We start from the raw sequence: 22,551 nt of genomic DNA, 5'->3' as shown, positions 1-22,551 counted from the left end.
TATTACTCCATCATCTTCTCAATTGGCAGCACCAGAATGGAGCTGGCCCCCAGCGCCTTCAGCTTCTCCATGGTCTCCCAGAAGAGCGTCTCGCTGCTTACCATGTGCATCGCCACGCGCTGCTGATCCCCCGCCAGCGGCAGGATGGTTGGGCGCTCGGCGCCCGGCAGCAGGGCAATGACCTCTTCCAGACGCTCGGTTGGGGCATGCATCATGATGTATTTTGATTCGCGCGCCTGAATGACACCCTGGATACGGGTCAGCAGCTTGTCGATCAGCTGTTGCTTGGCCGCGGGCATCTCGCCATCGCGCTGGATTAGGCAGGCTTTCGAGCGGTAGATCACCTCGACCTCACGCAGGCCGTTGGCTTCAAGGGTCGCTCCGGTAGAGACCAGATCGCAAATGGCGTCGGCCAGACCGGCACGCGGGGCGACCTCGACGGAGCCGTTCAGCAGACAGGATTTAAACGAGACCCCTTTCTGATCGAGGTAGCGCTTCAGCAGGTGCGGATAGGAGGTGGCGATGCGCTTACCGTCCAGCGCCGCCGGGCCATCCCACGGCTCGTCAACGGCGGTGGCCAGCGACAGGCGGCAGCCGCCAAAGTCGAGGCGGCGCAGGGTAAAGTAGCGCGGATCTTCGCCCTGGGCGCGACGGGTCAGCAGCTCCTCTTCCAGCACGTTCTCGCCGATAATGCCGAGATCCACCACGCCATCCATGACCAGCCCCGGAATGTCGTCGTCACGCACGCGCAGAATATCGATGGGCATGTTCTCTGCCAGCGCAATCAGGCGCTGCGTGTGCAGATTGATTTTAATGCCGCAGCGGGCCAGCAGTTCGCGTGAATCATCGCTTAAACGGCCAGATTTCTGCATAGCTATGCGTAAACGGGAGTTATCTAACATTCTGCTTATCCTCTTATCCTGCCTGAATTAGGTTCAAAAAAAAGCCCCCGGAAGAGGATCTTCCGGGGGCTTTATCATGCGTTCATGCACCACTGGAAGATCCAAACGTCTTCCAGCACACATCGCCTGAAAGACTAGTCAGGATGATGGTGATGATGGTGGTGTTTAAATTGAACGCGTGTCATAAAATTCTCGATGAATGCTTATTCATGTGTTGTTAATTAACCTAAACCACTTTGCCCGCTGAAAGCAAGGGCTTTTTTTCATCATTAAATCATTTCATCTTGCCTTCAGAATTGTCAGTTTCGCTTGCCTGGCGTAGCCTTAATCCTAACGTATGAAAGACGGGAGAATTAAGGATGAAAAAAGTCGCGATTGTCGGTTTAGGCTGGCTGGGGATGCCGCTGGCGCTCTCGTTGCAGTCAAAGGGTTGGCAGGTAACCGGCAGCAAAACCACCCTGGACGGCGTCGAGGCGGCACGCATGTGCGGCATTGAGAGCTACCCGCTGAAGCTCGAACCGGAGCTGGTGTGCGATGCTGACGATCTGGAAGCGTTGATGAACGTGGATGCGCTGGTGGTCACGCTGCCCGCCCGACGGAGCGGCAGCGGAGACACCTTCTATCTCCAGGCGGTACAGGAGATAGTCGATAGCGCATTGGCCAGGCGTATCCCGCGCATTATCTTCACCAGCTCAACCTCGGTTTATGGCAATGCAGAAGGCAACGTCAAAGAGAGCACCCCGCTGCAGCCGGTCACCCAGAGTGGACGCACCTTAAAAGAGCTGGAGGAGTGGCTGCACAACCTGCCTGGCACCTCGGTAGATATTCTACGCCTTGCCGGGCTGGTAGGGCCGGGCCGCCATCCGGGCCGCTTCTTTGCCGGGAAAACCGCGCCAGATGGCAGCCACGGCGTCAATCTGGTGCATCTGGAAGACGTCATTGCAGCGATCGCGCTGTTGTTGCAGTCGCCGAAGGGTGGGCACATCTACAATCTCTGCGCGCCCGGGCACCCTGCACGATCTGAATTTTATCCGGTGATGGCACGCCAGCTGGGGCTGGAGCCGCCGCAGTTTACCGATAGCGGTGCCGACAGCAAAGGCAAGCGCGTTGACGGGAGCCGCATCACCAATGAGCTAGGGTTCGAGTATCAGTATCCCGATCCGCTGATTATGCCGATGGAGTAGGGGCTGCAGCCTGGGAACTGCTCGCTTACCCTGTGGGGCGAACATGAAACCACTGCTGGATGTTCTCGTTATTCTTGACGCTCTCGAGAAAGAGGGCAGCTTTGCTGCGGCCTCGGCGAAGCTCTATAAAACACCGTCCGCGCTCAGCTATACCGTGCATAAGCTGGAGAGCGATCTCAACATCCAACTTCTCGACCGCAGCGGGCACCGGGCAAAGTTTACCCGCACCGGGCAGATGCTGCTGGAGAAGGGGCGGGAGGTGCTGCACACGGTGCGTGAGCTGGAGAAACAGGCCATTAAGCTCAACGAGGGCTGGGAGAATCATCTCACCATTGGTGTAGATGACACCTTTCCCTTCTCGCTGCTGCTGCCGCTTATCGACACTTTTTATCAGCAGCACAGCGTGACCCGATTGAAGTTTGTCAACGGCGTGCTGTCAGGGTCGTGGGAAGCGTTGAGCCAGGGACGAGCCGATATTATCGTGGGTGCGCTACACGATCCGCCTTCGCTAAGCGGATTTGGCTTTGCCAGGCTTGGCAGCCTGGAGCAGGTCTTTGCCGTTGCCCCGCACCATCCGCTGGCCCAGGCGGCGGAGCCGCTGCCCCGGCGGGAGATTAAACGCCACCGTGCTATCGTTGTAGGGGAGGCCCGACCAGGCTGCTCGCTCTCCCAGCTGCTGCTAGAGGATCAGGAGGCGATCACCGTTTTTGATTTTAAGGCTAAACTGGATCTGCTTATTGGCGGTCTGGGCTGTGGTTATCTGCCACGCTACCTGGCGCAGCTATTTTTGAACAGCGGCGCGCTGGTAGAGAAAAGGGTGGTCGCGCAAATATCTGCCGAACCGGTGTGGATCGGCTGGAATGAGCAGACCGCAGGGCTGGCAAGCGGCTGGTGGTGCAGGGAGATTTTAGCAAATAGTGCGATCGCTGGCGTATACACGCCGATGAGTAGCCGTGAATCGGGCATTACTTAAAAAAGAGTGGCCTGATGGCGGTATGCCATCTTGTCATCGCGCCTCAGTTTGGGGCAAAATATGTCGCCTGCAAAAAATGACACTAACCGACGTTAAACGCGTCGGTTATTTTTTTGCATCAAAACGTCATTTAAATCCAAGAGGCCGGGCTTCGTACCGGATAGATACACATTTAAAAACCGACAGTCGTTGTCGCTGAGGAAAGAAACAAAATGGGGCAATTTTTTGCTATTGCGACGGCATTCGCCGTAATGGGGGCTGACCATGTCGCATAACGTTACTCCAAAAACCTCTCGCGTGGAACTGCGTAAATCGCTTACGTTGATTCCGGTTGTTATGATGGGTCTTGCCTATATGCAGCCGATGACGCTGTTCGATACGTTCGGCATTGTCTCTGGTCTGACCGATGGTCATGTTGCGACCGCGTATGCGTTTGCGCTGGTGGCTATTCTCTTTACTGCGCTGAGCTACGGTAAACTGGTGCGTCGTTTCCCGTCCGCTGGCTCAGCCTATACCTATGCCCAGAAATCCATTAGCCCGGCCGTTGGCTTTATGGTGGGCTGGTCGTCGCTGCTGGACTACCTGTTCATGCCGATGATCAACATCCTGCTGGCTAAAATCTACTTCGAAGCGCTGGTGCCCAGCGTACCGTCGTGGATCTTTGTGGTGGCGCTGGTGGCCTTTATGACCATCTCGAACCTGCGCAGCATCAAATCCGTTGCCAACTTCAACACCCTGATCGTTATTTTGCAGATGGGTATTGTCGCGGCCATTGTCGGCCTGATCATCTACGGCGTGGCGCACGGAGAAGGCGCGGGTACGCTGACCAGCACCCGTCCGTTCTGGTCGGAAGGCGCGCACGTGGTACCGATGATCACCGGTGCGACGATTCTGTGCTTCTCGTTCCTCGGCTTCGATGGCATCTCTTCGCTGTCGGAAGAGACCAAGGACGCCGAGCGCGTGATCCCGAAAGCGATCTTCCTGACGGCGCTGATTGGCGGGCTGGTGTTTATCTTTGCCTCCTACTTCCTGCAGCTCTATTTCCCGGACATCAGCCGCTTCAAAGATCCTGATGCGTCTCAGCCGGAAATTATGCTCTACGTGGCGGGTAAAACCTTCCAGTTTGGCGTGCTGATCTTCTCGACCATCACCGTACTGGCCTCCGGTATGGCGGCGCACGCGGGCGTGTCTCGCCTGATGTACGTCATGGGCCGTGACGGCGTGTTCCCGAGCCGCTTCTTTGGCTACGTGCACCCGAAATGGCGCACTCCGGCGTGGAACGTGCTGCTGGTTGGCGCGATTGCCCTGCTGGCAATTAACTTTGACCTGGTGACCGCGACGGCGCTGATTAACTTCGGTGCGCTGGTAGCCTTTACCTTCGTTAACCTGTCGGTGATCTCGCAGTTCTGGATCCGTGAGAAGCGTAACAAGACCCTGAAGGATCACTTCCAGTTCCTGATCCTGCCGCTGTGCGGTGCCCTGACCGTGGGCGCGCTGTGGCTGAACCTGGAAGAAAGCTCAATGATTCTGGGCCTGATCTGGGGCGGTATTGGTCTGGTCTATCTGGCCTGCGTGACCAAAAGCTTCCGCAACCCGGTTCCTCAGTACGAAGACGTTGCGTAATTGCGCTAAGCCGTAATTAAGCCGTAATAGAGAAAAGCCAGCTGAGAAGCTGGCTTTTTTTATTTACACAATCTCTTGCGCGTATTGATAAAGAGCTTTAATCAGGGCCAGCTTTTCGCTATCGCCTGCGTGCTGCTGGTAGAGCACCTCCAGCTCCTCCGCCCATGCCTGCAAGAACTCCGGCGTAAAGACGTTACGGCGATGCTGAAGCCAGCGCTGCTGCTCGTTCTCATCCAGCGTGCCGGGGAAGTTACGCGCCCGGTAGTTAAACAGCAGCTTCTCAATGCGCTTGTCGGCAAAGGTGATATCCAGCGCCGGCAGGTTTTGCGGATCGGTCGCCAGCACGATCTTCATTGCCGCGCGATCGGCGTCGCTAAAGAAGCCGTTATAGAGCTGGGCGTCAACGTTATCTGACGGCACAAACGGCTCGGCCTCAGCGAAAATAGCCAGCACCTTCTCCCGAATCTGCGGGTTATCACGCAGGATCTGCAGGTTTGCCAGGCAGGCCTGACGGTTAATGCCCAGCCGGTCAGCGTCCTCGGGACGCAGGGTATTCGCCTGCGCCAGCACCGGGCACTTGTTAAGATGCACCAGCTTAACCGGTACGGCGGAGGCATTCCCCAGATCCGCCTTCGGCGTGTAGAGACGCTCGCGCAGCGCGTCGGCATCCAGCGCCAGCAGTGGGGACATATCCCCGGCCAGATCGACCATAATCACCGCGTTACGGTTTTCCGGATGCCAGGCCAGCGGGGCGACCCAGCTGGTATTGCCGCGATCGGCGCCAAACATGCCGGAGACATGCACCAGCGGCTTCATCTGCGGAACGTCAATCAGCGTGGTCAGCTTCTGCTTGCTGCGATAGGTATAGAGATAGTTAAACAGTTTCGGCTGACGGGCTTTCACCAGCTGCGCCATGGCAATAGTGGCGTAGACGTCGGCCATCGCATCATGGGCGTTGCTGTGCTCAATACCGTTGGCTTTAGTCAGGTGCTCCAGACGGAAGCTCGGCAGACCGTCATCGTTCTCTGGCCAGTTGATGCCCTCGGGGCGCAGGGCGTAGCAAGCGCGCATAACGTCAAGCAGATCCCAGCGGGAGTTACCGTTCTGCCAGCTCCAGGCGTAGGGATCGTAGAAGTTGCGGTAGAAAATATTACGAGTCACTTCATCATCAAAGCGGACGTTGTTATAGCCCACCACGCAGGTTTCCGGCACCGTGAAGATATCGTGAATACGCTTTGCGAAAGCGGCTTCGGTGTCACCTTTCTCCCGGGCGATCTGTGGCGTAATGCCGGTGATCATCACGGCTCCCGGCTGCGGCAGGTAGTCATCAGCAGGCTGACAGTAGAACACTTCCGGCTCGCCGATGGGCGTAAACGCTTCGTCGGTGCGGATAGCGGCAAACTGCGCCGGCCGGTCCAGCGACGGGCTGGTACCGAAGGTTTCGTAGTCGTGGAATAAAAAGGTTGGCTGCGCAGCGGAATCTGACACCTGAAATCGTCCTGTTGTTGTATGACCTCTTTATGGTAAACCATGCCGCCCACTAAGCAGAAATAAAAGCGCTGTTTTTACCAGAACTGCGCGCCTGCTTCCGCCTCTCATCCCTTTGCTGTCACATTTGTTTGCAATTGTTCCAGGATTCGACACAACATTTTCCGTAAAAAGGTCAGCTCTTTTGTACGACCTTAAGGATATCCTCTTGAAACGCCGTTTGTTTATTGCCGCTTCCCTCCTTGCTGTTTGCGTGAATACTGCGCTGGCTGCCGATCTCTCTTTCGCTATACAGCCTCCGCAGATCCAGGCCGGAGCCTGGGTATTAATGGACTACACCACGGGGCAGATATTGACCGCAGGCAATGAACATCAGCAGCGTAATCCGGCAAGCCTGACCAAGTTGATGACCGGCTACGTGGTTGACCGCGCTATCGATAGCAAGCGCATTACGCCGGACGATATTGTTACCGTTGGTAAAGACGCCTGGGCGAAGGGAAATCCGGTGTTTGATGGCTCCTCGTTGATGTTTATCAAGCCCGGCGATCGCATCTCGGTGCGCGATCTCAGCCGCGGCCTGATCGTTGACTCCGGCAATGATGCCTGCGTGGCGCTGGCGGACTACGTGGCCGGGGGGCAGCCGCAGTTTGTGGCAATGATGAACAGCTATGCGCAGAAGCTTAACCTGCGCGATACCCACTTTGAGACCGTCCACGGTCTGGATGCGCCGGGCCAGCACAGCTCGGCCTACGACCTGGCCGTGCTCTCCCGGGCGATCATCCATGGTGAACCTGAGTTCTACCATATGTACAGCGAGAAGAGCCTCACCTGGAACGGCATTACCCAGCAGAACCGTAACGGCCTGCTGTGGGATAAATCGCTCAACGTTGATGGCCTGAAAACCGGCCACACCTCCGGAGCTGGCTTTAACCTCATTGCTTCCAGCGTCAACGGCCAGCGGCGTCTTATTGCGGTCATCATGGGCGGTGAAAGTCCGAAAGGGCGCGAGGAGCAGGCGCGTAAGCTCCTGCACTGGGGCGATGATAACTTCGATACCGTGCAAATCCTGCATAAGGGTAAGCAGGTGGGCAACGAGCGCGTCTGGTACGGTGATAAAGAGAAGGTGTCGCTGGGTACGAACCGTGACTTCTGGCTGGCGCTGCCTAAAGCAGATCTGGACCATATTAAAGCCAAGTACGTGCTGAACAGTAAAGAACTGGAAGCGCCGCTGCCCGCGAACCAGCAGGTTGGCGAAGTGGAGCTATATGATAAAGACAAGCTCATTGCCCGCTCACCGCTGGTGACCCTGGAAGCGGTGGAAAAGGGCGGCGTATTTTCCCGCATGAGCGACTACCTGCATCACGCCCTGTAAGAGAAACGGGCAGGCTGGCAACTCTGCGAGTCTGCTCGCATACTGAACAGGCAAAGGGTGACAGTAAACCCTTAAAAAGAGAGAGTGTATATCCATACAGCAATCAGTCACGGAGGCAGCATGGACTACAGTATCAGGCAGCTTGATAAGCGCGCCATCGCCGGTTTTCATCTGGTAGGGCCGTGGGAAAAGACCGTTAAGCAAGGGTTTGAACAGCTCACCATGTGGGTGCAAAATAAAAATCTTCAGCCGCAGGAGTGGATCGCCGTCTATTACGATAACCCTGACGAGGTTCCGCCGGAGAAGCTGCGGGCGGACACGGTAATTTCGGTACCAGAAGGCTTTACCATACCGGAAAATAGCGAAGGAGTGATCCTGAGCGAGCTGCCCGGCGGTCAGTACGCGGTTGCCCGGGCACGGGTTTATAACGAAGAGTTTGAGAAGACATGGGATCTCTTTTTTGACAGCCTGCTTCCGGATGCCTACTACCAGATAGCTGCCCGGCCTTGCTTTGAGCGCTATCTGAACGCTGACAGCAGCAGCGGCTACTGGGACGTCGAAATGCACATTCCCGTAGAGCCTAAGTCGCTGTAAGCATCTGCTTACCAGTGATCCTGTCGGCCTGCCTAACGGGCTTGCTCAAAGATTAACCGTTATCCGGGGCTTTCGGCAACAATGCTGAGGCTCCGGCGCAAAAATTCGCTACAATTGCGCCTTTGTCGTTTTAGCCGGAGAGCGTGGTGCGCACCGACAAATCACTGAGTCCCTTTGAAATACGTCTGTATCGTCACTATCGCCTCGTGCACGGGGCCAGGATAGCGCTGGCGTTTATCCTCACCTTTCTGCTGGTGCGGCTGCTGAACATCCCGGAGGGGACCTGGCCGCTGATCACCCTGGTGGTGGTGATGGGACCGATCTCCTTCTGGGGGAACGTGGTGCCGCGCGCTTACGAGCGCATTGGCGGAACGATCCTCGGCTCGGCGCTGGGGCTGATCGCCCTGAAGCTGGAGCTAATCTCCCTGCCGTTGATGCTGCTCTGGTGTGCTGCCGCGATGTTCCTTTGCGGCTGGCTGGCGCTGGGCAAGAAGCCTTATCAGGCGCTGCTGATTGGTATTACTCTTGCGGTGGTGGTGGGTGCCCCGGCGGGGGATATGCGTATTGCGCTATGGCGTGGCGGCGATGTGATCTTAGGCTCGCTGCTGGCGATGCTGTTTACCGGCATCTGGCCGCAGCGGGCATTCCTGCACTGGCGGATCCAGATGGCGAACTACGTCACCACCTTTAACCGTGTCTATCAGGCGGGCTTCTCGCCTAACCTGGTAGAGCGCCCGCGGCTGGAGAAGCACCTGCAAAAGATCCTCAACGACGTGGTGAAGATGCGCGGGCTGATTGTCCCCGCCAGCAAAGAGACGCACATTCAGAAAGCGATCTTCGAAGCCATTCAGACCGTAAGCCGTAACATGGTGTGCATGCTTGAGCTACAGATTAACGCCCACTGGGCCTCGCGGGCCAGTCACTTTGTAATGCTAAACGCGCGTACCATCCGTGAGACGCAGACCATGACCCAGCAGACGCTGCTGACCATTGCCCATGCGCTCTACGAAGGTAATCCGCAGCCTATCCTCGCCAACAGCGAGCGGCTTAACGAAATTGTGGCGGAGCTGCGCCAGCTGATTCAGCAGCATAAAGATGAGACCCTGGCAGAAACGCCAATGCACGGTTACGTTTGGTTAAGCATGGAGCTGGCGCGCCAGTTAGAGCTGCTCTCGCATCTTATCTGCCGGGCGTTGCGCAAATAAGTCGCATCCGTCAGGTGATTGCCAGCAGGTTGTTTCGATTCAGCCTGATTTAGGGTTATGATATTTGAAAGGATAAAACCATTGTCATCAGCAACGGCTAAAAGTAATGTTTACCCTACAGCGGTTGCTTTAACGAATCCGAATCTGATACTAGCAGGGGTGTAAAAATGGAAACTACTAAGCCTTCATTCCAGGACGTTCTGGAGTTCGTGCGTCTGTTCCGCCGCAAGAACAAACTACAGCGTGAAATTCAGGACGTTGAGAAAAAGATCCGCGACAACCAAAAACGCGTTCTGCTGCTGGACAACCTGAGCGACTACATTAAGCCGGGGATGAGCGTTGAAGCGATCCAGGGCATCATCGCCAGCATGAAAAGCGACTACGAGGACCGCGTCGATGACTACATCATCAAAAACGCCGAGATCTCGAAAGAGCGTCGTGAAATTTCTAAAAAGCTGAAAACAATGGGCGAGCTTAAGCACGCCGCTGTTGAAGCAAAAGACGAGTAATCATCTCGGGTGAGGGGCTGCCTCTCACCCTTTGCGACCCCCCATCAGGTCGCGTCAAACTACTGCTCGGCGTGAATGGCGTTCAGCAGAATATCCATCAGTCCAGGAAAGCGGGCGTCGAGGTCATCCCGGCGCAGCGAGATAAGGTTTTCCCGGCCCTGTGGGCGCTGCCAGATCACGCCGCTGTCGCGCAGCACGCGCCAGTGGTGGGTCATGGTCGATTTTGCCACATCCTTGCGTAACGACCCGCAGGCCTGCTCTCCTTCATCCGCCAGGGTTCTGACTATCTCCAGGCGCAGCGGATTTCCCAGCGCAAAAAGTACATTTTCGAGGCGGATTTTTGCCCGTTCGGGATGGCTGGCAATCATAGTGTTCCTGTGTCAATAAGCACAAATAGTGACCAGCAAGCTGGCTAACGCATACTATACCTAAACCCAACGGCGAGTGCCATGCGGCAGCGGCGACGAGATTATCATCCATAACTATAGCTAAAATAGTTCGAATATACTCGTACAGTTGGACTATGATGATGACGTTAAACCCAAATGGCCGCGTTGGCCGCTAACTGTCTCATTGACTAAGGACGCATCATGCCCCGACCCATCCCCCTCGAGCGCTATCGCAACATTGGTATCTCTGCCCACATTGATGCCGGCAAAACCACCACCACTGAACGGATCCTGTTTTACACCGGCATGAGCCATAAGCTGGGTGAGGTTCACGATGGCGCAGCGACGACAGACTGGATGGCGCAGGAGCAGGAGCGCGGAATTACCATTACTTCCGCCGCCGTAAGCTGCTTCTGGCCCGGCATGGACCGGGGTTATGAGCCGCACCGTATCAATATCATCGACACCCCCGGCCACGTTGACTTCACCATTGAGGTAGAGCGCTCTATGCGCGTGCTGGACGGCGCGGTGATGGTCTATGACTCTGTAGGCGGCGTGCAGCCCCAATCGGAGACCGTCTGGCGGCAGGCCAACAAGTATCACGTCCCCCGACTGGCCTTCGTTAACAAGATGGACCGCCCCGGTGCAGACTTCTTCCGCGTGGTGCAGATGATGATCGACCGCCTGAAGGCGCACCCGGTGCCGATAGTGATCCCCATCGGCGCAGAAGAGCACTTCACCGGCGTGGTCGATCTGATCAAGATGCGCGAAATCATCTGGGACGACGCTACCCAAGGGATGGCCTTCAGCTACGCGCCGGTGCCGGACGAGTTGCTGGCGACGGCGAAAGAGTGGCGTGAAAAGATGGTCTCGGCGGCGGCGGAAGCCAGCGAAGAGCTGATGGATAAGTATCTTGAAAACGGCGACCTTGAAGAAGCAGAGATCATCAGCGGCCTGCGCGCCCGTACCGTGGCCGGTGAGATCCAGCCCGTGCTTTGCGGTAGCGCCTTTAAAAATAAAGGCGTACAGCGCGTGCTTGATGCGGTGGTCGAGCTGATGCCATCCCCGCTTGATATTCCGGCTATTAAGGGCGTGGATGAGAAGGGGGCGACCGCCGAACGCCATCCGGACGATCGCGAGCCGTTCTCCGCCCTGGCCTTTAAGCTGATGACTGACCCCTACGTGGGCCAGCTCACCTTTATCCGTGTCTACTCCGGCGTGCTGAAAAAAGGCGACGCGGTCTGGAACCCGGTTAAAGGTAAGAAGGAGCGCATTGGGCGTATCGTACTGATGCACGCCAACGATCGTCACGAGGTGGACGAACTACGGGCGGGGGATATCGCCGCCTGCGTTGGGTTGAAAGATGTCACTACGGGCGACACCCTGTGCGCCCCGGATGCAGTGATCACCCTTGAGCGGATGGAATTTCCCGATCCGGTGATCTCCCTGGCGATTGAGCCGAAGACCAAGGCGGATCAGGAGAAGATGGGCATCGCCCTCCAGCGGCTGGCGGCGGAAGATCCCTCGTTCCATCTGCATACCGACGAGGAGTCGGGCCAGACCATTATCTCCGGCATGGGCGAGCTGCATCTGGAAATTATCGTTGACCGCATGCGACGCGAGTTTGGCGTCGAGGCCAACATTGGCCGGCCGCAGGTGACCTACCGGGAGACAATTCGCAAAACGGTGAAGGATATCGAAGGCAAGTTTGTCCGCCAGTCCGGCGGTAAAGGGCAGTATGGCCACGTCGTGCTGACCCTGGAGCCGCTGGAGGGAGGCAAAGGTTTTATCTTTGAGGACGCGACTAAGGGCGGGGTTGTACCGCGGGAATTTATCCCTTCGGTAGAGAAAGGCCTGCGGGAGGCGATCAACTCCGGCGTGCTGGCAGGCTATCCGGTGGTCGATATCAAGGCGACGCTGACCTTTGGCTCCTACCATGACGTTGACTCCTCAGAGCTGGCCTTCAGGATGGCCGCGATTTTCGGCTTTAAAGAGGGGGCCAGACGCGCCGATCCGGCGATCCTCGAGCCGATCATGCACGTGGAGGTGGAGACCCCTGAAGAGTACGCCGGCAACGTGATGGGGGATCTCTCCTCTCGCCGTGGCATGGTGCAGGGGATGGATGAGCGGCTGGGAAGCCAGATCATCCGCGCTGACGTGCCGCTGGCGGAGATGTTTGGCTACTCCACCACGCTGCGCTCGATGTCTCAGGGGCGTGCCACCTATAGCATGGAGTTTCACCACTATGCGGAAGCGCCGCGTAACGTGGCAGACAGCATTATTGCCAGCCGGGCTAAAACTGCATAACCGGCTAATCATTACCCGCTAAACGCGCCCCGGCATGGCTAACTCTGCCGGGGCGCTCATTTTTTTCGGCGCAGCGGCAAAATCTCTCCACTCAGTGATCTCCGCTGCAAATTTGTACAAGCGGGGTGCGCAGGCTCACTTTTCCGCAGCTATGTTTAAGATTCTGGACGGTCCGGACACCGCGTAGCCCAGCCAGCCATGTGATGGCGACCTCTTCCACGCCGCTGGCGTCGGGTTCTGAACCGTGCTGAGGATTAACACATGTCTATCAAAACGCTTACGTTACCGCTTGCTCTGCTGAGCTGCTTAGGTGCTGCGTTTTATGCGCAGGCGGATATCACCATCGGCGTGGCCGGGCCGTTTACCGGACCCAACGCCACTTACGGGGCGCAGTACTGGAAGGGGGCAACCCAGGCAGCGGCAGATATCAATGCCGCGGGCGGCATCAAGGGCGAGAAGATCGTCCTGGTACAGGGGGATGACGCTTGCGAACCCAAGCAGGCGGTGGCAGTCGCCAATCGGCTGGTGGACGAAGAGAAGGTCTCTGCGGTGGTAGGCCACTTCTGCTCCTCCTCAACCATGCCCTCGTCCGAGGTGTATGACGAAGCGGGCGTGCTGACTATCACTCCCGGCTCTACCAACCCACAAATTACCGAGCGGGGCATGCAGAGTATGTTTCGCATGTGCGGTCGCGACGACCAACAGGGGGTGGTGGCGGCAAACTACATCCTGGACGTGCTGAAGGCGAAAAAAGTCGCCGTGATCCATGACAAGGACACCTATGGCCAGGGGCTGGCGGATGCGATGCGTGCGGCGCTGGCGAAGCGCGGTACCAAAGAGGTTCTCTACGAGGGGCTATCCCGGGGTGAAAAAGATTTCAACGCGCTGGTGACCAAAGTTGGCGCGCTGAAACCTGACGTGGTCTATTTTGGCGGCTGTCATCCCGAAGCCGGGCCACTTGTACGCCAGATGCGCGAGCAGGGAGTCGAGGCAAAATTCTTCTCCGGCGACTGCGTGGTCACTGAGGAGCTGGTAACGGCAGCAGGTGGGCCGCAGTTCACCAACGGGGTACTGATGACCTTCGGCCAGGATCCGCGCACTATCCCGGCGGGAAAAGCGGTGATTGAAAAGTTCCGCACCGGCGGCTTTGAGCCGGAAGGCTATACCCTCTACGCCTACGCCTCCATTCAGGCTATCGCCGCCGCCTATAACGCCGTCGGCAAAGATAACGAGAAAGCCAGTGCCTGGCTGAAGTCAAACAGCGTGGATACGGTAATGGGACCGAAAGCCTGGGACGGAAAGGGCGATCTGAAGGTCTCTGACTACGTTGTCTACCAGTGGGACGATAAAGGCAAATATCACCAGCTGTAATCCCACCTACCGGGGCGAGGGCGTTCACTATGGATGCATTCTTCTTGCAGCAGCTTATCAATGGCCTGACGCTGGGGGCGGTGTATGGCCTGATCGCCATCGGTTACACCATGGTGTACGGCATCATCGGCATGATCAACTTTGCCCATGGCGAGGTCTATATGATCTCGGCCTACCTCTGCGCCATTGGCCTCGGGCTGCTGTCGTGGTTTGGCCTCCACTCCTTCCCACTGCTGATCTTTGGCACGCTGATCTTCACCGTGGTCGTCACTGGCGTCTACGGCTGGACGATCGAGCGCATCGCCTATCGGCCCCTGCGTAACTCTACGCGCCTTGCCCCGCTGATCTCGGCGATTGGCATGTCGCTGATCCTGCAAAACTACGTGCAGATCAGCCAGGGGCCAAACCAGCAGGGGATCCCGACCCTGATAAGCGGCGTGCTGCGCGTGGACGTTGGCGACGGCATCGTCCAGATCACCTGGACCAAGATCTTCATTCTGCTGGCGGCGCTGGCGGGGATGTTGCTGCTTACGTGGGTGATCCAGTTTACCCGGCTGGGACGCATCTGCCGCGCTACACAGCAGGATCGGCGCATGGCGTCGATCCTCGGTATCAATACCGACCGGGTTATCTCGCTGGTATTTGTCATTGGCGCGGCCATGGCAGGGCTGGCTGGCGTGCTGGTGACCATGAACTACGGCACCTTTGATTTCTATATCGGCTTTATCATTGGCATTAAAGCGTTTACCGCCGCCGTGCTGGGCGGCATCGGCTCGCTGCCCGGCGCAATGCTGGGGGGATTGCTGCTGGGCGTCGCCGAAGCGCAGTTCGCCGGGATGGTCAACTCTGACTATAAGGACGTCTTCTCCTTTGCGCTGCTGGTTGCCATCCTGATATTCCGCCCACAGGGGCTGCTGGGCCGCCCGGTGGTGGCGAAGGTATGAGGGGCGCGAGCATGGCGGATGAGACACTAAAGTCCCGGCTGGATCTCAAGCGGTGCCTGCGGGATACCCTGCTTGCCGGGCTGTGCGCGCTGATCGTATTTGGGCCGATCGTCGGCGTGGTGCTTAAGGGCTACAGCTTCAACCTGGCCCCGGGACGCGTCGCGCTGCTGATGGCTATCGTTATGGCCGGACGCTTTCTGCTAAGTCTGGCGCTGCAAACGACGCGCGGACGCAACTTTACCCGCCGCTTTGAGAGCGCCAACGACGGTGTGTTTGTCCGCCCGGTAGATCATATTTCTCCTTTGCGCTGGGTAGTGCCGTTGCTGCTGGTGCTGGCGATGCTCTTTCCCTTTGTGGCCAGTAAATATCTGCTGACCGTGGCGATCCTTGGGCTGATCTACGTCCTGCTCGGGCTGGGACTCAACATCGTGGTGGGGCTGGCCGGGCTGCTGGATCTCGGTTACGTCGCCTTTTACGCTATCGGAGCCTATGGCCTGGCGCTGGGGTATCAGTACCTCGGCCTGGGCTTCTGGGTCATGCTCCCTCTGGGAGCAGTTATTGCCGCGCTGGCCGGCGCGCTGCTGGGCTTCCCGGTGCTGCGGATGCACGGCGACTATCTGGCGATTGTCACCCTCGGCTTTGGGGAGATTATCCGTCTGGTGCTCAATAACTGGGTGAGCTTTACCGGCGGGCCGAATGGCATCTCGGTGCCTGCACCGACCTTTTTAGGCCTGGAGTTTGGCCGTCGGGCAAGAGACGGCGGCGTTCCCTTTCATGAATTTTTTGGCATTACCTATAACCCTAATCTTAAGTTTATCTTTATCTACGCGGTTCTGGTTCTGGTGGTGGTATTCGTGCTGTTTATCAAGCACCGGCTCACCACCATGCCTATTGGCCGAGCCTGGGAGGCGCTGCGGGAGGATGAGGTAGCCTGTCGCTCGCTCGGCTTAAATCACGTCCTGGTCAAGCTGTCGGCGTTTATGCTGGGCGCCTCCACCGCCGGGATTGCAGGCGTCTTTTTTGCCACCTACCAGGGATTCGTAAACCCTACCTCGTTTACCTTTTTTGAGTCGGCGCTCATTCTGGCCATCGTCGTGCTGGGTGGAATGGGATCGACGCTTGGGGTGGTGCTGGCAGCGTTTATTCTCACCGTCGCCCCGGAGCTGCTGCGGGACTTCGCCGAGTATCGCGTGCTGCTATTCGGCGTGCTGATGGTGTTGATGATGATCTGGCGGCCGCGTGGGCTGGTGCGTACCAGCCGAACCGGGTTTGCCGTGCGTAAAGGCGTAGCGCCATGAGCGACGCCATCCTCCGCGTGGAAAACCTGATGATGCACTTCGGCGGTATCAAGGCCCTTAACGACGTTAGCCTGGAGGTAGAGCGTGGCTCAATCACCGCGCTCATCGGTCCCAACGGTGCGGGAAAAACCACTGTTTTCAATTGCCTGACCGGCTTTTATCAGGCGTCAGGTGGATCGATTCTGCTGCAGACGCGAGCGCGAACAACCGACATTGTGCAGGTGCTGGGGCAGAAGCTGCTGCCGGGTGATTTTCTCCATCCGCAACGTTTAAGCACCCGCCTCTGGTACAAGATGTTTGGCGGTACCCATCTCGTTAACCGCGCCGGACTGGCGCGCACTTTCCAGAACATCCGCCTGTTTCGCGAGATGTCGGTAGTGGAAAACCTGATGGTAGCCCAGCACATGCAGGCCAACCGCAATCTCATCGCGGGGATCTTCAATACCCCTGACTACCGTCGGGCGGAGAGCCAGGCCCTGGATCGGGCTTTTTACTGGCTGGAGGTGGTAGAGATGGTGGAGTGTGCCAACCGGCTAGCCGGAACGCTCTCCTATGGGCAACAGCGCCGGCTGGAGATCGCCCGCGCCATGTGCACCGGGCCGGAGATGATCTGCCTGGATGAACCGGCGGCGGGGCTGAACCCAGTGGAGACGCATGCTTTAAGCCGGATTGTTCGTACCCTCCGTCAGCAACACGGGGTGACGGTGTTGCTGATCGAGCACGATATGGGAATGGTGATGGCGATCGCCGACTGGGTGATTGTTCTCGACCACGGCAACGTTATCGCTCGCGGAACGCCAACGGCGATCCAGGCCAACGCCAGCGTAATTGCAGCTTATCTTGGTACCGATGAAGAGGCGATAGATCGATGAGCGAGCCGCTACTTGAGTTTCGCCGGGTTGATGTCTTCTATGGCCCGATCCAGGCCCTGAAAGGCGTATCACTGACGATAAACGAGGGGGAAACCGTCTCGCTGATTGGTGCGAACGGTGCGGGAAAATCGACGCTGCTAATGTCGGTCTTTGGTCAGCCGCGCATCGCCAGCGGCGAGATACGCTATCGGGGTGAAGATATTAGCCGCAAGTCTACCCACTTTATTGCCAGCAATGGTATCGCCCAAGCCCCGGAAGGGCGGCGCATCTTTCCGGACATGACGGTGGAGGAGAATTTACTCATGGGCACCATCCCCATTGGCGATCGCTACCAGAGAGAGGATAAAGCGCGGATGTATCAGATCTTCCCTCTGTTGGAAGAGCGGCGCAGCCAGCGGGCGATGACGCTCTCCGGCGGTGAGCAACAGATGCTCGCCATCGCCCGGGCGCTAATGAGTCGTCCCCGGCTGCTGCTGCTGGATGAACCCAGCCTCGGGTTAGCTCCGCTGGTGGTAAAGCAGATTTTCGGCATCCTGCGCGAGCTGACCCGAGGGGGAATGACGCTATTCCTGGTGGAGCAGAATGCTAACCATGCCCTGAAGCTCTCCGATCGCGCTTATGTAATGGTCAACGGTGAGATCCGTCTCAGCGGTAGCGGCGCGCAACTGCTGGCGGATCCCGACGTTCGAAAAGCCTACCTGGGGGGAGTTTAATTCCCTCTCCCTGCCTGTCTCTTAAAAGACAATTTCCTTGCATAAGCGTTAATTCTTATTATCAAACAAAAATTATATATTCAAAAAATTAAAACAGTAACGATATACTGCATGAAAATAAATACAATGATGTGCATTTTAGAAACGGATGTATGTAATATTAAATTTATATAGCGCTCATTATTTTTAACCCTTCAAGCTAGTCTTCTTCCCGGTAAACCTATTTTTGGGTGTCGATGAATAAAAAATAAATGCCATTTAAGTTCCTGTTTTTATTCGTAAAAAAATATGCTCACTTAGGGTGAGTTGCATCTTTTTATATATGGTGAAAACTGAGTTTAGCTCGTTGGTTTATGGCAATGATTGTATGAAAAACACGGTTTATTGTTATGAGATGATCCTCATCAAGCAAATCATCTCTTCTTCATCTATACAGAACACACACTGGAGCTACATATTATGACTCTCTCTGTCAGCCCTGCGCTTGCTCAGGTGGAAGCGGCGCTAAAAGTCTCTTCTGGCAGCTTTGCCAAAAATAATTACCGCTCAGTCTTTGACGTTGCCCGTACGTCCCGTAAGCAGTTTATTGCTGCCAACATGTCATGGCTGGGCCTGCGCGGCGGCAGGGCATGGGACCTGGCAATCGGCCAGGCTCAGCATATCCGTCGTCTGTTCCGGGAAAAGCAGCTTACCCAGCAAATTCGCCAGAGTTTACCGCAAACCCTCAGCGGTCAGCAGGCAGCAGGCAATACCTCTTCAGGTAACATCCAGGGGCTGGTTCAGGATGGCCCGACCTGGCAGAATCAGTTTGCTGAGAACTGGCAGGCCTACTGTCAGTCCGGCGCACCGGAAGCCGTCGATTCCCCGGTCAGCTATCTGACCTGGCTCTACAAGCAGGCTCTGAATTATGAAGAGCAGATTCAGGCCAGCAGCACGGCCGATCAGGTGCTTACTCTGGCCGATCGCCGCCCGGATCTGGCGACTCTGACGGTGGATAACGATGCCGTCAACCAGCAGATCCCGGCGCTGCAGCTGGTCAACGAGATCCTTGAGAACAATATTGCCACCAGCCTGCCAGCAGAGCAGAGCGTGGACGAAACGCTGGCCGGGACCCGCTATCCCACTCTTCTGCCGTACCACTTCCCTCACGATCAGGTGGAACTCTCCCTGCTTAACGCTGACGTGCCGCTGGAAGAGATTATCGGCCAGACCGCCACCGACTGGCCGTGGTTTCTTAATGATTCCTGGCAGGGCACACGCAGCAATACCAGCACCGGGCTGGCAAGCCGCCTGGCCCCGGAGCAGCAGACGCTGGTGACCGAGCCGGATAACAGTACCGCTCCCGATCTGACGACCTTCTATAAGACGAACCTCGGTGTGGAGACGGCGAACTATACCCCGTTTGAAAATCTCGACACCTTTATCTATCAGTTGGGTATTACCGTGCCGCAGGTGGAGGCGCTGGTGGCGGGGAACGGTGAAGGCAGCACCGGCGTGGTTATTTCGCCAAATATAGCCGCGTTTGTTTATGGCGATCTGGCGTTTACCGGAGCGGAAGTTGCTTATGGCCGCTTTGGTAACGCGTTGTCTCTGTACAACCGTGAAGACAGTTATGCAAAATTTATTGCTGGCACGGGAGCGGCTACGCTGCTGAATGGGGATAACCCTTTTTCTGTCAGCATGTGGATTAACGTTTCAGCGAAGCCAACTGACAATCAGATGCCCATCATTTGTAACTGTCTCATGGATAACGGGAATCAGGGAATAAGATTATGCGTGAATAGCGGCGACTTTTTGCTTGCGGTTACAGATTCCACTAAAACCGGAGTAGATAATGCGAAGAAGAAAAAAGACGGCTCTGAGACAACGATTTCCTATGGTCAGTGGTATCTGGTCTGCCTGACCTGGGACAGCACTAATAAAAAGGCCACGGTCTATTATCAGGCAGAAGGGGAGAGCGCGGTCAGTACTATTGAAGTCGATGCCTCAACGCTGACAGGTGATATCACAACCGCAGAGGGTTTTACTTGGGTGCTGAACGACTCAGGCGATGTGAGTTATTATAAAAAACACCCTGAACCTAACACGCTTGTGAACTGTTTATATGACGATATAGGTATTTTTGCTGGGACATTGTCCGAAGAAGATTTCAGAAAAATTCTCAGCGCAGATATACCATTACTGGGCCTCTCTTCACAGCTAAGTATGCCTGTCCAATATTACTATTCAATGGATTCAAATTTAGCCGGCAGTTACGCCTATGGTGCGTCATTTATCAATGAAAATGTTCGGCCATCTGTTGCTATTTCTTATGAAAGTAAACGCTCGGGATATCTCTCTCTGCCAAAAGGGGGAGATATAATTGACGGTGTTTTTGGGCAAGGAATAAAGCTCGATTCAAGGAAAAAACAAGGGGCTTATTTAGATGGCGGTATTTTTAGTGATATGACTAAGGACGTTACGCTGGCGTTTTGGTTTAAGGTTAACTCTAATATACCTTTCGACGCTTTACTTGCTGGTAATATTGAAGGTGGATCAATACGTAATAAAGGAATCTCTCTATCAGTAAATAACTATAATGGAAAGAATGTACTTATTAACCTTTCAGATGGCAAAACAAGTCAGGATAATAGTTATAGTTTAGGTGGTATTGCCTTCGATTCATGGAATTATGTTGCTCTGGCATACTCTGCTGCCGATAAAAATTTAACCTTTTATCGAGGAGACCAGGGGGAGGAGAATTGGGGCGTGGGTTTTGATGTATCCAACTTTACTACACTAGGTTCTGATGACGGTAAGTTCTGGTTCAATGGAAATTCAGACGATGCCTACTATCAGGCTAACCCTTCCAGTGAGGGGGCAATAAGCTATGATGGTATCGCCGTCTGGGAACGATGCCTGACTGCGGATGATATTAATATAATACTCAAATCTACAGTGTCTGTTGCGCAGATCGCGCAACTTTCTGATTATGTAATTAATATTGATTTTAATTCGTTTACCTCCTCCTTGAGTAATCTCTCTGATGCCCGTATGGACCGTATCAACCGGATGGTGCGCCTGCAACGCTGGCTGGGGCTGAGCTACGAGGAGACCGACCTGCTGCTCAGCGCCTGCATCCGCGCCCAGGGGGCGGACAATACAGACTTTTCCCTGAATGCCCACACCCTGCGTGCCCTCGGCGTCTTCCGCCACTGGCAGCAGAAATACGGCGTCACCGCCTTCCAGTTTGCTGCGGTGCTGGACCAGATTACCCCCTACGCCATCTCGCCGGCGGTACCGTTTTTCGACCAGGTGTTCAACTCCCCGTCGCTGTTTGACGAGCCGTTTGCCATCACCGGCGAGACCGTCAGCTACACCGACATCACCGGCGACAGCGCCCGCACGGTGCGGCAGATATGCGCCGGACTGGACATCACCCAGGCGCAGTTCCGGGTGCTGGCGGACAGGGTGGCGGCAGAGCAGGGCAATACAGCAGATAAAACTTCCCCGCTGACGCTGCCGGTGGTCTCGGCCTTCTACCGGCTGGTGATGGTGCCACGCTGGCTGGGGCTGTCCTTTGCTGACGGGGCGGCGCTGCTGAGCCTGACGGGTGAGGATGACAAGGCCTGGACCACGCTGGCGGGGGTGCCGCAGCTGGCAGTGCTGACCAACGGACAGCCGGCGGGCGGGGATATTCTCGACCTGCTGATGGCCCTGGACGCGGCGGCGGACTGGGCGGCGGAGCACAAACTGTCGTGGGTGAAGAGCTGGCTGGCGCTGCAGCCGGGAACGGATGCGCTGGTGGCGACCTCTGCCACGGTAAACTTCGTCAACGGCATCAGGCAGCAGCTGCCGGCCTCACTGCTCAGCGAGCAGAGTTTTACCTCAGTCCCGTTGCCTGCCGGTTCAACGGCCAGCGGCTGGCTGGCCGTGTTCCCGGATCTGGTGGACGGCAATGGTCTGGTACAGGAAGCTGCAACGGACTACAGCACCATTACAGCGATGGTGGATGCCGACATCACCCGCGCCGGGATCGTCTTTGCCTCCGATGCAGATAAAGAGCAGGCTATCAGCAGCCTCTCCGGCATCATCTGGCAGGCCCGCCAGACGCAGAATGGCGTCGCCGACAGCGCCCTGGCGCAGATGCTCGGCACCGCCCAGTCCCTGCCGCCCTTCCTGCTGAACTGGGCAGGCGACAGCGAGTATCGCCTGCTCGCTGACTCGCTGGCAATGAACGGCGGCGCGGCGCTCACCGACCCGTCCCAGGTTCCTGCTTCGTATCTCACTGAACTCTTTGCCCTCGGCCAGCGGGCGGGCATCAGCACCGCCTTCACCCTGACACCGGCCACCCTCAGTGTCTTCCTTGCCCACCCTGACTGGTTCGGGGTACCCGACACCGCGCTCAGCCTGGCGCTGCTCTACCGGTTCAGCCGCTACGGCGACTGGCTGAAGGTGGCCGGGGAGGAGGACCGGGTGCTGGCTTACCTCAGCTGGGTCAACGGCACCACGCCACCGGATGCCAGCCAGGCTGCTGAAGCCCTGGCACTGCTGCTGGCGTGGGAGAGCAGCGAGGTGGCGGATGCCACGGCGGCACTGCCCGATGCCATAGCGAAAACCGTCACCGACGTGGATTACGTGATGCGCCTGCAACAGCTCTCGGCGAAGACCGGGCTGTCGGTAACACCGTTGCTGGCGACGGGAGAGCTGGCCCTTGGCTGCGTCATTGACACCTGGGATGCCTGGCAGTCGGCGGGCGAGTCGCTGGTCGCCGCCCAGCATTAATCAACAATTGGCACGGGCAACCGTGCCTGGTTAACCCTACTTT

Annotated in this window: 19 protein-coding genes and 1 other annotated feature; of the genes, 15 read left to right on the top strand and 4 right to left on the bottom strand. The window is 56.7% G+C overall.

The window, feature by feature from the left end:
- Positions 1–2: 2 nt before the first annotated feature.
- Positions 3–902, bottom strand: a complete 900-nt coding sequence (hisG, locus tag RTN40_RS15160) for an ATP phosphoribosyltransferase (protein WP_103819178.1) — start codon at positions 900–902, stop codon at positions 3–5.
- A 35-nt stretch (positions 903–937) separates the two neighbouring features.
- Positions 938–1,061: a sequence feature (His leader region), on the bottom strand.
- Positions 1,037–1,087 (bottom strand): his operon leader peptide, encoded by a 51-nt coding sequence (hisL, locus tag RTN40_RS15155; protein WP_001364200.1) that lies wholly within the window; start codon positions 1,085–1,087, stop codon positions 1,037–1,039. (Overlaps the previous feature by 25 nt.)
- A 174-nt stretch (positions 1,088–1,261) precedes the next feature.
- Between hisL and RTN40_RS15150 the strand changes: the two genes are divergently transcribed.
- The 4 genes from RTN40_RS15150 (at position 1,262) to RTN40_RS15140 (ending at position 4,682) form a co-directional block, all read left to right on the top strand.
- Positions 1,262–2,086, top strand: coding sequence for an SDR family oxidoreductase (locus tag RTN40_RS15150; protein ID WP_312229185.1), 825 nt, complete (start codon positions 1,262–1,264; stop codon positions 2,084–2,086).
- Between the two features lie 43 nt (positions 2,087–2,129).
- Entirely contained in the window at positions 2,130–3,059 is a 930-nt protein-coding gene (locus tag RTN40_RS15145) for a LysR substrate-binding domain-containing protein (protein WP_312229184.1), read from the top strand.
- Positions 3,060–3,271: 212 nt separating this feature from the next.
- Entirely contained in the window at positions 3,272–3,334 is a 63-nt protein-coding gene (gene yoeI / locus RTN40_RS21020) for a membrane protein YoeI (protein WP_103819469.1), read from the top strand.
- Positions 3,324–4,682, top strand: a complete 1,359-nt coding sequence (locus RTN40_RS15140) for an APC family permease (protein ID WP_312213115.1) — start codon at positions 3,324–3,326, stop codon at positions 4,680–4,682. The genes yoeI and RTN40_RS15140 overlap by 11 nt, the downstream gene beginning before the upstream one ends.
- Positions 4,683–4,745: 63 nt before the next feature.
- Here RTN40_RS15140 and sbcB read toward each other — a convergent pair whose 3' ends face one another.
- Positions 4,746–6,170, bottom strand: a complete 1,425-nt coding sequence (sbcB, locus tag RTN40_RS15135) for an exodeoxyribonuclease I (RefSeq protein ID WP_312229183.1) — start codon at positions 6,168–6,170, stop codon at positions 4,746–4,748.
- 202 nt (positions 6,171–6,372) lie between these two features.
- Between sbcB and dacD the strand changes: the two genes are divergently transcribed.
- The 4 genes from dacD to RTN40_RS15115 all read left to right on the top strand — a co-directional run bounded on the left by dacD (position 6,373) and on the right by RTN40_RS15115 (position 9,850).
- On the top strand, positions 6,373–7,542 hold the full coding sequence (gene dacD / locus RTN40_RS15130; protein ID WP_312229378.1) for a serine-type D-Ala-D-Ala carboxypeptidase DacD: 1,170 nt from the start codon (positions 6,373–6,375) through the stop codon (positions 7,540–7,542).
- A 120-nt stretch (positions 7,543–7,662) separates the two neighbouring features.
- Positions 7,663–8,136, top strand: a complete 474-nt coding sequence (gene sbmC, locus RTN40_RS15125; protein ID WP_312229182.1) for a DNA gyrase inhibitor SbmC — start codon at positions 7,663–7,665, stop codon at positions 8,134–8,136.
- Positions 8,137–8,282: 146 nt separating this feature from the next.
- Complete coding sequence (locus RTN40_RS15120; RefSeq protein ID WP_312229181.1) at positions 8,283–9,341, top strand: FUSC family protein; 1,059 nt, start codon at positions 8,283–8,285, stop codon at positions 9,339–9,341.
- 167 nt (positions 9,342–9,508) lie between these two features.
- A complete protein-coding gene (locus RTN40_RS15115; RefSeq protein ID WP_312229180.1) occupies positions 9,509–9,850 on the top strand; it encodes a DUF496 family protein in 342 nt (113 codons plus the stop codon).
- A gap of 59 nt (positions 9,851–9,909) precedes the next feature.
- Here the strand turns inward: RTN40_RS15115 and RTN40_RS15110 are convergent, their stop codons facing one another.
- Positions 9,910–10,218, bottom strand: a complete 309-nt coding sequence (locus RTN40_RS15110; protein ID WP_312213107.1) for a helix-turn-helix domain-containing protein — start codon at positions 10,216–10,218, stop codon at positions 9,910–9,912.
- Positions 10,219–10,440: 222 nt separating this feature from the next.
- Between RTN40_RS15110 and fusA the strand changes: the two genes are divergently transcribed.
- The 7 genes from fusA (at position 10,441) to RTN40_RS15075 (ending at position 22,508) form a co-directional block, all read left to right on the top strand.
- The gene (gene fusA, locus RTN40_RS15105; protein WP_312229179.1) at positions 10,441–12,546 is read left to right on the top strand and encodes an elongation factor G; all 2,106 of its coding nucleotides are present in this window, start codon (positions 10,441–10,443) and stop codon (positions 12,544–12,546) included.
- Between the two features lie 261 nt (positions 12,547–12,807).
- Positions 12,808–13,917 carry a branched-chain amino acid ABC transporter substrate-binding protein gene (locus RTN40_RS15100; protein ID WP_312229178.1) on the top strand — a complete coding sequence of 370 codons (1,110 nt, stop codon included), beginning with the start codon at positions 12,808–12,810 and terminating at the stop codon, positions 13,915–13,917.
- 29 nt (positions 13,918–13,946) lie between these two features.
- The gene (locus RTN40_RS15095; protein WP_312229177.1) at positions 13,947–14,861 is read left to right on the top strand and encodes an ABC transporter permease subunit; all 915 of its coding nucleotides are present in this window, start codon (positions 13,947–13,949) and stop codon (positions 14,859–14,861) included.
- A gap of 11 nt (positions 14,862–14,872) precedes the next feature.
- Positions 14,873–16,159 (top strand): high-affinity branched-chain amino acid ABC transporter permease LivM, encoded by a 1,287-nt coding sequence (gene livM / locus RTN40_RS15090; RefSeq protein WP_312229176.1) that lies wholly within the window; start codon positions 14,873–14,875, stop codon positions 16,157–16,159.
- Positions 16,156–17,031 (top strand): ATP-binding cassette domain-containing protein, encoded by an 876-nt coding sequence (locus tag RTN40_RS15085; RefSeq protein WP_312229175.1) that lies wholly within the window; start codon positions 16,156–16,158, stop codon positions 17,029–17,031. Before livM ends, RTN40_RS15085 begins: the two co-directional genes overlap by 4 nt.
- Positions 17,028–17,744, top strand: a complete 717-nt coding sequence (locus RTN40_RS15080) for an ABC transporter ATP-binding protein (RefSeq protein ID WP_312229174.1) — start codon at positions 17,028–17,030, stop codon at positions 17,742–17,744. Before RTN40_RS15085 ends, RTN40_RS15080 begins: the two co-directional genes overlap by 4 nt.
- Positions 17,745–18,203: 459 nt before the next feature.
- Complete coding sequence (locus RTN40_RS15075; RefSeq protein WP_312229173.1) at positions 18,204–22,508, top strand: Tc toxin subunit A; 4,305 nt, start codon at positions 18,204–18,206, stop codon at positions 22,506–22,508.
- Positions 22,509–22,551: the final 43 nt, after the last annotated feature.

Origin of the sequence: Pseudescherichia sp. (assembly GCF_031987975.1) — a bacterium.
Taxonomy (GTDB): Bacteria; Pseudomonadota; Gammaproteobacteria; order Enterobacterales; family Enterobacteriaceae; genus Pseudescherichia.
This window is presented reverse-complemented; position numbering and strand designations above follow the sequence as displayed.